Genomic DNA, 10,104 nt, shown 5'->3' on the forward strand with positions numbered 1-10,104 from the left:
TGAAACGCAAAGAGGGGGGCAGCGCCCCCCTCTCTCCAGTCCACATTCCGGCCCGCGGTCAGCCCTTGGGGCCGATCATGTCCTCGGGGCGCACGATGCGGTCGAAGGTCTCGCCATCGACAAACCCCAGCGCAATCGCCTCTTCGCGCAGCGTGGTGCCGTTCTTGTGCGCGGTCTTGGCGACCTTGGTGGCATTGTCATAGCCGATGGTCGGCGCCAGTGCCGTCACCAGCATCAGCGATTCCTTCATCAGCTTTTCGATCCGCGCGGTGTTGGCCTGGGTGCCGACCACCATGTTGTCGGTAAAGCTGCCCGCCGCATCGCCCAACAGCTGCATCGATTGCAGCACGTTGTAGGACATCATCGGGTTGTAGACGTTCAGCTCGAAATGGCCCTGGCTGCCGGCAAAGCCCACGGCGGCGTCATTGCCCATGACATGGGCGCAGACCATGGTCAGCGCCTCGGCCTGGGTCGGGTTCACCTTGCCTGGCATGATCGACGAGCCCGGCTCGTTTTCTGGCAGGATCAGCTCGCCCAGACCCGAACGGGGGCCCGACCCCAGCAGGCGCATGTCGTTGGCGATCTTGAACAGGCTCGCCGCAACGGTCTTCAGCGCGCCCGAGAACATGACCATCGCGTCATGCGCGGCCAGCGCCTCGAACTTGTTCGGCGCGGTGACGAAGGGCAGGTTGGTGATGGCGGCGATCTGCGCGGCAACCCGGGTGTCCCAGCCGACCTTGGTGTTCAGGCCCGTGCCGACGGCGGTGCCGCCCTGCGCCAGTTCGTAGATCTGGGGCAGGCACATTTCCACCCGCTTGATCCCCATCGCGACCTGATGGGCATAGCCGCCGAATTCCTGGCCCAGCGTCAGGGGCGTGGCATCCTGCGTGTGGGTGCGGCCGATCTTGATGATGTCCTTGAATTCTTCCGCCTTGGCCACCAGCGCCGCATGCAACTTGCGCAGGCCGGGGATCAGCACGTCGCGCGCGATCATGCCGATGGCCACATGCATCGCGGTCGGGAAGGTGTCGTTTGACGACTGGCCCATGTTCACATGGTCGTTCGGGTGGACGGGCTTTTTCGAGCCCATGACGCCGCCCAGCATCTCGATCGCGCGATTGCTGATCACCTCATTGGCGTTCATGTTCGACTGCGTGCCGGACCCGGTCTGCCAGACCACCAGCGGGAAGTTGTCGTCGAACTTGCCGTCAATCACTTCGGTCGCGGCGGCGGCGATGGCGTTGCCGATCGTGGCGTCGATGTCGCCCTGTTCGATATTGACCAGCGCGCAGGCCTTCTTGATCACGCCCAGCGCGCGGATGATCGCCACCGGCTGACGTTCCCAGCCGATCGGGAAGTTCTGGATCGAGCGCTGCGTCTGCGCGCCCCAGTATTTGTCGGCGGGAACTTCAAGCGGGCCGAAGCTGTCGGTTTCGGTGCGGGTAGCAGTCATGGGGACCTCCACGGAAATGTTACCGGGGGTCATAAGGGCTGGGGGGGCGTTTTGCAATCGGCATGCAGATGTATACCGCTAACGGCGCTGCCTTGGCCCTTCCGCGCAGCCGCCTATTTGCGCCACTTGTCCAGGCTGACCACCTCGGCCTCGGTCCGCGGGGCGGGATCGGGCTCTTCGGGGTCGTCATCATCTTCTTCTTCGTCGTCATGCATCTGGGTTTCGAAGCGCAGCCCGAATTCGACCGACGGATCGACGAAGGTGTGGATCGAATCGAAGGGGATATACAGCGGTTCGGGCGAATCGCCGAAGTTCAGCGTCACGAAGAAGCCGTCGTCCGTCACCTCAAGGTTGTCGAACCAGTGCTGGATCACCACGGTCATTTCATCGGGATAGCGCGCGCGCAGCCAGTCGGCCAGTTGCGCCCCGGGGTGGCGGGTGTCGAAGGTGATGAAGAAGTGATGTTCGCCCGGCAGGCCGTCACGCGCCACATCCGCCAGCACGGTCTGAATCAGGCCGCGCATCGCGCGGTGCATGAGGTTTCCGTAATCGATGCTGCGCGCCATGTCCGTCCTTTCGTCTCGGTCGTCACAGCATAGGAGATTCGCGCCGTAAGGGAAGGGGGGCCGGGTCCGCGGCCGCCCGGGCCGCGGGCAAGGCACGCCTAGCGCAGCCGTTCGCCCGACAGGCACAGCGCCATGGTTTCGGGCGGCAGCGCGCCAAGATGTTCGAACATCGCGATCATGTCGAAATGATTATACGCCTCGGCAAACAGGTCACCTTCGAAGCGCAGCATCAACTGGCCGGAAAATTCCACCGGCGCCAGGCTGTGCCGGGCCCGCGCCTTGACCGTGATCAGCGCCCAAAGCCAGTCGCCCGTCCCGACATGGCGCGCGATCTGCACGTCGATTCCCGTCAGCAGGGCGCGCAGCGCGGGAACCAGTTCGGCAAATTCATCGGGATGGATGTCCAGTCCCGCCATCAGCCCGCGGGCGCAGGCGGCAGGGGTGAAGAACTGGTCGATCGTGTCCAGATAGCCATCGATCCAGACGCGTTGCAGCCAGTTTTGCAGCAGATCGAGCTTGCGGTCCATGGTTCTTCCCATCGCGGTTGTCGGGGTGACCCTGACACAGAGGGTTTGCAAAGCCGTTAACGCCCGTTCGTGACAGGCTGCGGGTCGCGAAGGATGGGGGGAAGGTGCAGGATTCTGTTGCCAGGCTCCTGCGGGCCCCGCCTTGGGCTGCTAGGCACAAGGGCTTAAGGTTTCGGTTACCCGAGCTGCTTACGCAGCCAGAGCGACCGGAGCACGGTTGTCGTTGGCAACTGTACTTTTTGCACCGATAACGGTGGTAGCTCACCGAGACAAAGCAAACACCTTTAGACGTTCGTCGATCCTGTTTCGGCCCCATTTGCCCCCAACGAGGGTGCTTTGGTGGAGCCGCCGGGTACCGCCCCCGGGTCCGATCCGGTTATTCCGTGCGCGTTTATGTCCATAGCCCGGGTTGCCCCGAACAGGGTGAATATAGGCGGGCGGGATCGGCCTTGCAAGGGGCGGGGCGCGCGCAAGCGGGGGGCCGGGCAGGGGGCTGTCTGCCCCCTCTTGGCCTGCGGCCAATTCACGCCCGAGGATATTTCGGCAAAGCCGAAGGGCGAGGATATTTCTGCAAAGCCGAAAGCCGGGAATATTTCGGCAAAGCCGAAGGGGGGCAGCAAAAAGGGGCGCCCGGGGGCGCCCCTTTGGTCTGCGATCGTTGCGGGATCAGAAGCCTGCCTTGATCTTTTCGAATTCCGCCAGCTGGCGTTCGCGCAGTGCCGGGTCGTTCGGGGTCTGGGCCAGGATCGGCGCGTCGATATCGGTCAGGCCCGCGGTTTCCAGATCCTCGGCGGGGACCAGGTCCATCGCGGCGGTGTTGGTGTGACCATAGCCGATGGCATCGAGCAGCGCCGGGCCTGCCTCGGGGCGCAGCCAGGCATTGACGAAATCATAGAGCTTGTCTTCCGACCCGGGCCCGTCCTTGAGGTTCACGAAGCCGCAGAACCAGGTGGAAGAGCCTTCCTTGGCCTCGCGCTGGAAAGCGACGGGGTAGCCGTCATTTCGCAGATAAACGACGCCGTCGTTCCAGGACCAGGCCACCAGAACCTCGCCCGAGGCCATCAGCTGCGCCTGTTCGGCCGGATCCGCCCAGTAAGAGCGAACGTTCTGATGCGCCTCGCGCAGCCAGGCGGCAGCGGCGGCAAACTGTTCGTCGGAAATCGTGGTCCAGTCGGTCACGCCGGTCGCCAGATAGGCCAGCGCCCAGATGTCATCCGAACTGTCGGGCAGCGAGGTGCGGCCCTGGTATTTCGGGTTGGTGAAGACCGAGAGCGAGGCCACATCCTCGGCGGGGACCTGTTCGGGGTTGTAGGCGATGGCGGTCACGCCCCAGTCGGTCGGCAGATACCACACGCCCGCATCATCCTTGAAGATCGGGCTGTTCAGGAAGCTTGGGTCGAGATTGGCGAATTCGGGGATGCGGCTGGTGTCCCAGGGTTCGATCAGCCCGGCGTCACGGTATTTCGACACCATCTGCGAACAGGGATGAGCGACATCGGCCTTGAAGCCCGAGGCGAGCTTTTGATAGGCCTCGTCGTCATCGCCGTAAAAGGTGTAGCTGGGGCCGGTGCCGTGCTTTTCGATATAGGGGGCGAACAGGCCCTCTTCCTCGAAACCGGCCCAGTCGAAGACCAGCAGGTCGGGGTCCGCCGCGCGAGCGGGCAGGGTAAGGGCGAAGGCGGCCACGCTGGCCAGAAGTAGCGAAGACTTGCGCATGATTTCCCTGTTCAAAGCTTTGGGTTGTGCATCGACGCTAGACGCTGGCGCAGGTCCGGGCAAGCCACTTTTGGCGCATCGGCGCGGGTGCGATTGACCTTTGCCGCTGCTTTGCGCAAGTGTGATGCACCCAAGGCAAATCAACCTCGGCGTGCGCCGTGCAGGAGAGTAGATGACCATCCCGACCCTTGATCTTCGTTTCGTTCGCCGGCACTTTCCCGCCTTTTCCGATCCGGCGGCCGCGCAGCGGGGCTTTTTCGAGAATGCCGGCGGGTCTTTTGCCTGTGCGCCGGTGATCGACCGGCTGACGCGGTTCTACCGCACCCGCAAGGTGCAGCCCTATGCCGCCTTTCCCGCCTCGGCCGCGGCGGGCGCCGAGATGGATGAGGCGCGCGAGCGGCTGGCGGCGATGCTGGGCGTGGCCGGGGATGAGGTCAGCTTTGGCCCCTCGACCACGGCCAATACCTATGTGCTGGCCCAGGCCTTTCGCGGTGCCCTGACCCCGGGCGAGGCGATCGTGGTGACCGATCAGGACCATGAGGCAAATTCCGGCCCCTGGCGGCGGCTGGCCGAGGCGGGGATCGAGATCCGCGAATGGGGCATTGACCCTGACACCGGCCATCTGGACCCCGCGCAGCTGGCGCCCTTGCTGGCGGATGGGCGGGTGCGGCTGGTCTGTTTTCCGCATTGTTCCAACGTGGTGGCGCAGATCAACCCGGTGGCCGAGATCGTGGCGATGGCGCATGCGGCAGGCGCGGTGGCCTGTGTCGACGGGGTCAGCTATGCCCCCCACGGCTTGCCCGATGTGGGGGCGCTGGGGGCCGATATCTACCTGTTTTCCGCCTACAAGACCTATGGGCCGCATCAGGGCATCATGGTGATCCGCCGTGATCTGGGCGCGCGGCTGCCCAATCAGGCGCATTGGTTCAACGCCGAGGTGCTGTGGAAGCGCTTTACGCCCGCCGGCCCCGATCATGCCCAGGTGGCCGCCTGCGCGGGCATTGCCGATTACATCGATGCGCTGCACGATCATCACTTCGCGCCTGAACCCGACGCGCGGCTGCGCGCGGCGCGGGTGCATGGGCTGATGCGGGCGCAGGAAATCCGGTTGATGCAGCCCTTGCTGACCTATCTGTACCACCTGCCCGGGGTGCGCCTGCTTGGCCCCGTTGCGGCCCAGGACCGCGCGCCCACCTTCGCGCTGGCGCTGGCGCTGGACGGGCCAGCCGCGCCGGTTGCCGCGGCGCTGGCCGAACGGGGCATCGACTGCGCGGGGGGGCATTTCTACGCCCGCCGCCCGCTGGAATCTATGGGCGTCGATCCGGACGCGGGCGTCCTGCGGCTGTCCTTCGTGCATTACACCACGCCCGAGGATGTGGTTCGGCTGATCGGCGCGCTGGATGCGGTGCTGGACGCGCAGCGGGCGGGCCAGCTGGCACAGTGATCCAGACGCCCGGGGCGCTGCGTAAAAGCACAAACCTTGGGGGCAGGCGATGGGCGACACACCGATACTTCTGTGGCTTCGGCGGGATTTCCGGCTAAGCGATCACCCGGCCATGGCGGCGGCTGTGGCGACGGGGCGGCCCGTCATCCCGGTCTTCATCCATGATGAGACGGTCGAGACGCTGGGGGCTGCGCCGAAATGGCGGCTGGGCGCGGCGGTCGGCCATTTCGCGGGCGTGCTGGATGGGATCGGGTCGCGCCTGATCCTGCGCCGTGGCCCCGCGCTGGAGGTGCTGCGCGCGCTGATCGCGCAAACCGGGGCGGGCGCGGTCTATTGGTCGCGGCTTTACGATCCGGCCTCGGTCGCGCGCGACACCGCCGTCAAGGCCGCGCTGAAGGCCGCGGGGATCGCTGCGCAAAGTTTTGCCGGGCATTTGCTGTTTGAACCCTGGACGGTGCAGACCGGCGCGGGCGGGCCCTATCGCGTCTATTCGCCCTATTGGCGCGCGGTCAAGGGACGCGAGGTTCTGCCCGCACTTCCAGCGGTGCATCAACTTCGCACGCCAAGCAACTGGCCAGAAAGCGAAAATCTGGAAGCCTGGCAGATGGGCGCCGCGATGCGGCGGGGCGCGGCGGTGGTCGCGCGTCACGCCCAGGTTGGCGAGGCGGCGGCGCTGGACCGGCTGGATCGGTTCATCCGCGGGCGGAGCGAGCGCTATCAGGACCGGCGCGATTTTCCGGCGGAACCCGCCACCTCGGGCCTGTCGGAAAACCTGACGGTGGGCGAAATCTCGGCCAGGGTGGTCTGGCATGCGGGCTGGCGCGCGCTGCAGGAAGGGGCTGCGGGGGCGGAGCATTTCCTGAAGGAACTGGTCTGGCGCGAATTCGCCTGGCATCTGCTGCACCATTTCCCCGATCTGGCCCAGGCCAACTGGCGCGCGGAATGGGCGGATTTTCCCTGGCGCGGGGACAATGACGATGCCGAGGCCTGGCGGCGCGGCATGACGGGCGAACCCTTTGTCGATGCCGCCATGCGGCAGATGTATGTGACCGGCACGATGCACAACCGCGCGCGCATGATCGCGGCGTCCTACCTGACGAAACATCTGCTGACCGACTGGCGCGTGGGCCTGAAGTGGTTTGAAGACTGCCTGATCGACTGGGACCCGGCGGCCAATGCGATGGGCTGGCAATGGGTCGCGGGATCCGGCCCCGACGCGGCCCCCTATTTTCGTGTCTTCAACCCCGAGGGTCAGGCGGAAAAGTTCGACAAGACAGGTTCTTACCGGGCAAAGTTCATAGCCGATGGGCAGCCTTTGCCAGCCCCCGAGGCGCTGGAATTCTTTGCCGCCTGCCCGAAATCCTGGGGCCTTTCGCCCGACCAGCGCTATCCCGCGCGGCGAATTTCCCTTGACGCAGGGCGCAAGCGGGCCTTGACTGCTTATGCGGCGCGCGAAAAGTGAACCTGGCGCGCGTGCCATGCGTATCCGGTTGAAAACGCTCAAGGGGGACGCAGATGTTCGACATGGATGCCAAGGTGCTGACCGAAACCACGGGGCAGAAAAATCTGCCGCGCTGGTTTGCGCGGGTCTTTTCCGTGGCGGGGCGCGGGGTGGCACATGGGCGGCTGGATTTCGTCATGCCCGACGGGCGGCGCTTTCGCATCCAGGGCGCCGGACCCGGGCCGCAGGCCGAGGTGGTGGTGCATGATCCCGACATTTTCGCCCGCCTGATCCGCGAAGGCGACCTGGGCTTTTGCGAGGCCTATCTGGATGGCGGCTGGTCCTCGCCCGATCTGATGGCGTTCATGGATCTGATCCATGCGGACAATGACGATCTGTATGACGGCTTTCCGGGCTTGGGCCTGCTGCGCAAATATGAGGCCTTCCGCCACTGGCTGCGCGGCAATTCGCGCGCGCAGGCCCGGCGTAACATCGCGGCGCATTACGATCTGGGCAATGATTTCTACGCGCTCTGGCTGGACCCCTCGATGACCTATTCCTCGGCGCTGTATCGCGGCACCGATGACCTGCAAGAGGCGCAGCGCCAGAAATACGCCGCCATGGTCGATGCGCTGGACGTGGCGCCGGGCGCGCATGTGCTGGAAATCGGCTGTGGCTGGGGGGGCTTTGCGGAATACGCGGCGGGTGAACGCGGGCTGCGGTTGACCTGTCTGACGATTTCGCAGGCCCAGCATGATTATGCCGTGGCCCGCATTGCCCGCGCCGGCCTGTCGGATCGGGTCGAGATCCGTCTGCAGGATTACCGCGATACCACCGGCCAGTTCGACGCCATCGCCTCGATCGAGATGTTCGAGGCGGTGGGCGAGAAATACTGGCCCACCTATTTCGACGTGGTCCACAACCGTTTGAAGCCCGGCGGCAAGGCCTGCCTGCAGGTCATCACCGTGCAGGAAAAGCGCTTTGAGATCTATAGGCAAACCCCGGATTTCATTCAGAAATATATCTTCCCCGGGGGCATGCTGCCGCCGCCGTCCAAGATGCAATCCCTGCCGCAGGCCGCGGGGCTGCGGCCCCTGGGCGGGCTGTCCTTCGGGCGTGATTACGCGCGCACGCTGCGGGTCTGGCACGAACGTTTCAACGCCCGCTGGCCCGAAATTGCCGCGATGGGCTTTGATGCGCGTTTCCGGCGGATGTGGAATTTCTATCTTGCCTCTTGCGCCGGGGCCTTTGAGTACGGAAACTGCGATGTAACGCAATTCCGCTACGAAAGGCCCGGGGGGTAGATGCCGACAGCAGCCAAACTTTTTGCCGCGGTGGCCTTGGCGCTGGCGGGGTTCTTTACCGGCGCGCTGGTGCTGCAATATCTGCCCGGCGTAGCGGGGGGCGGTCGGCTGCCGCTGACGGCGGCCTCGATCGGGCTTTTGCTGGGCTGGCAGGTGATCGGCCGGTCGGTGGGCCGGGGGATGTGGCTTTCGGCGCAGGCGGGCATGCGCGCCGCGGTTTATCTGGTCATTCTGGTGCTGTTCTTCCTCGGCACGCTGCAGATGATCCGCTGGTCGGTGCGGATGCGCTATGACGGCCCGTTCGAGGCGCTGACCGATATCGTGGGGCAGGGCCTGGACATGGGCGCCGCCGCGCTGCAGCCCGATGTGCTGATCGTGCTGTTCCTGGGTGGCGCGCTTGCCGGCATCGCCTCGGAATGGGCGCATCGGCGCTGGGTCTGAGGGGCGGGCACGGGCTTGACGTTCCGGTATTTTCTGTATGGAACCCTGCGCCATCCGCCGCTTCTGGCGCAGGTTCTGGGGCGGGATGCCGAGGGCGTCGCCGCCCGTCTGTCCGGCGTCACGGTGCATGAGGCCCTGTGCCGGGGCGTGCCGCAGGGCTTTCCCATGCTGTGCGCGGGCGGCGCGGGGGCCCCGGGGATCGTGGTTGAGCTGACCGCCCCCGAGGCCGCCCGGCTGGACTATTACGAGTCCGGTTTTTCATTTGAGATCAAGGAAATGCAGGTCGAAACGCAGGCAGGCCCGGTGCCCGCCCGGGTGTTCTGGCCCAAGGCGGCAGGCGTGTCGTTACAGCCGGGCGGCCCCTGGGATCCGGACGCTTGGGTGCGTGACTGGGGCGATCTGGCCACGTTGGCGGCCGCCGAATTCATGGCGGGCCTGGGCCGCGTCGCGCCAGAGCGTGCGCGGGCGCGCTATCCCGCGATGCTGGCGCGCGCGGCGGCGCGCCGGCGTGCGGGGGCGGCCAAGCCTGCGCGGCTGCGCCGCCCGGCCGCGCCCGGTGATGTGCGGGTCGAACAGGCGCAGATCGCCTATGCGGGCTTTTTCTCGGTCGAGGATTACCGCCTGTCGCATCGCCAGTTCGCGGGCGGGCACGGGCCGTTGCTGGACCGCACGGCCTTTGTTTCCGTCGATGCGGCGGTGCTGCTGCCCTATGATCCGGTCCGCGACCGGGTGCTTTTGATCGAACAGTTCCGCATGGGCCCGTTTGCGCGCGGCGATGCCAACCCCTGGCTGATTGAGCCGATCGCGGGCCGCATCGACGCGGGCGAAAACCCCGAAGAAGCCGCCCTGCGCGAGGCCGCCGAAGAGGCGGGTCTGCGGATCGACCGGCTGATCGCGGGGCCCAGCTTCTACCCCTCGCCGGGGGCCAAGACGGAATATCTGTATTGCTCATCGGTCTTACCGATCTGCCCGACGATGTTGCAGGCGCAGGCGGGGTCGCGGCCGAGGGCGAGGATATTCGCAGCCACGTGATCCCCTTTGCCGCGCTGATGGACCTGGTGGCCAGCGGCGAGGCCGACAATGGCCCGCTGCTGGTGCTGGCGCTTTGGCTGGCCCAATTGCGCCCCGAACTGCGCGCCGATCTGCCGCCGGGGCCGGTGTCGGGGGGTTGAGGCTTTGGCCCCCAGGGCCTAAGTCTTGGCTAACGGTATG

General features: G+C 65.8%; 10 protein-coding genes and 1 other RNA gene. 6 read left to right on the forward strand and 5 right to left on the reverse strand.

What is annotated here, in order from left to right; genetic code table 11:
• Positions 1–58: 58 nt before the first annotated feature.
• The 5 genes from fumC to MXB90_RS15315 form a co-directional block, all read right to left on the reverse strand.
• Entirely contained in the window at positions 59–1,453 is a 1,395-nt protein-coding gene (fumC, locus tag MXB90_RS15295; protein ID WP_250046292.1) for a class II fumarate hydratase, read from the reverse strand.
• 113 nt (positions 1,454–1,566) lie between these two features.
• Entirely contained in the window at positions 1,567–2,019 is a 453-nt protein-coding gene (locus MXB90_RS15300) for an SspB family protein (protein WP_250046293.1), read from the reverse strand.
• Between the two features lie 98 nt (positions 2,020–2,117).
• Positions 2,118–2,546: a nuclear transport factor 2 family protein gene (locus MXB90_RS15305; RefSeq protein ID WP_250046294.1), complete on the reverse strand. Its 429-nt coding sequence runs from the start codon at positions 2,544–2,546 to the stop codon at positions 2,118–2,120.
• A 103-nt stretch (positions 2,547–2,649) separates the two neighbouring features.
• Positions 2,650–3,005: a transfer-messenger RNA gene (gene ssrA / locus MXB90_RS15310) on the reverse strand.
• A gap of 207 nt (positions 3,006–3,212) precedes the next feature.
• The gene (locus MXB90_RS15315) at positions 3,213–4,262 is read right to left on the reverse strand and encodes an ABC transporter substrate-binding protein (RefSeq protein WP_250046295.1); all 1,050 of its coding nucleotides are present in this window, start codon (positions 4,260–4,262) and stop codon (positions 3,213–3,215) included.
• A gap of 172 nt (positions 4,263–4,434) precedes the next feature.
• On the opposite strand from MXB90_RS15315, the gene MXB90_RS15320 reads away from it, so the two are divergent.
• Genes MXB90_RS15320 through MXB90_RS15345 form a run of 6 tightly spaced genes read left to right on the forward strand, consistent with a single transcriptional unit; the run spans position 4,435 to position 10,064 of the window.
• On the forward strand, positions 4,435–5,706 hold the full coding sequence (locus MXB90_RS15320) for an aminotransferase class V-fold PLP-dependent enzyme (RefSeq protein WP_250046296.1): 1,272 nt from the start codon (positions 4,435–4,437) through the stop codon (positions 5,704–5,706).
• Positions 5,707–5,755: 49 nt separating this feature from the next.
• Positions 5,756–7,168, forward strand: a complete 1,413-nt coding sequence (locus tag MXB90_RS15325) for a cryptochrome/photolyase family protein (protein WP_250046297.1) — start codon at positions 5,756–5,758, stop codon at positions 7,166–7,168.
• A 53-nt stretch (positions 7,169–7,221) separates the two neighbouring features.
• Positions 7,222–8,451, forward strand: coding sequence for an SAM-dependent methyltransferase (locus tag MXB90_RS15330; protein WP_250046298.1), 1,230 nt, complete (start codon positions 7,222–7,224; stop codon positions 8,449–8,451).
• Positions 8,452–8,892 carry a TrgA family protein gene (locus MXB90_RS15335; RefSeq protein ID WP_250046299.1) on the forward strand — a complete coding sequence of 147 codons (441 nt, stop codon included), beginning with the start codon at positions 8,452–8,454 and terminating at the stop codon, positions 8,890–8,892.
• 15 nt (positions 8,893–8,907) lie between these two features.
• On the forward strand, positions 8,908–9,924 hold the full coding sequence (locus tag MXB90_RS15340; RefSeq protein ID WP_250046300.1) for an NUDIX domain-containing protein: 1,017 nt from the start codon (positions 8,908–8,910) through the stop codon (positions 9,922–9,924).
• A complete protein-coding gene (locus tag MXB90_RS15345) occupies positions 9,921–10,064 on the forward strand; it encodes a hypothetical protein (protein WP_250046301.1) in 144 nt (47 codons plus the stop codon). The genes MXB90_RS15340 and MXB90_RS15345 overlap by 4 nt, the downstream gene beginning before the upstream one ends.
• Positions 10,065–10,104: the final 40 nt, after the last annotated feature.

Origin of the sequence: Phaeovulum molybdatiresistens (genome assembly GCF_023544865.1) — a bacterium.
Classification (GTDB): Bacteria; Pseudomonadota; Alphaproteobacteria; order Rhodobacterales; family Rhodobacteraceae; genus Pontitalea.

What these genes read in the sequence shown, in the direction of transcription:
- fumC (WP_250046292.1), bottom strand. Translation starts at nt 1,453, where the DNA reads ATGACTGCTACCCGCACCGAAACCGACAGCTTCGGCCCGCTTGAAGTT.
- MXB90_RS15300 (WP_250046293.1), bottom strand. Translation starts at nt 2,019, where the DNA reads ATGGCGCGCAGCATCGATTACGGAAACCTCATGCACCGCGCGATGCGC.
- MXB90_RS15305 (WP_250046294.1), bottom strand. Translation starts at nt 2,546, where the DNA reads ATGGACCGCAAGCTCGATCTGCTGCAAAACTGGCTGCAACGCGTCTGG.
- MXB90_RS15315 (WP_250046295.1), bottom strand. Translation starts at nt 4,262, where the DNA reads ATGCGCAAGTCTTCGCTACTTCTGGCCAGCGTGGCCGCCTTCGCCCTT.
- MXB90_RS15320 (WP_250046296.1), top strand. Translation starts at nt 4,435, where the DNA reads ATGACCATCCCGACCCTTGATCTTCGTTTCGTTCGCCGGCACTTTCCC.
- MXB90_RS15325 (WP_250046297.1), top strand. Translation starts at nt 5,756, where the DNA reads ATGGGCGACACACCGATACTTCTGTGGCTTCGGCGGGATTTCCGGCTA.
- MXB90_RS15330 (WP_250046298.1), top strand. Translation starts at nt 7,222, where the DNA reads ATGTTCGACATGGATGCCAAGGTGCTGACCGAAACCACGGGGCAGAAA.
- MXB90_RS15335 (WP_250046299.1), top strand. Translation starts at nt 8,452, where the DNA reads ATGCCGACAGCAGCCAAACTTTTTGCCGCGGTGGCCTTGGCGCTGGCG.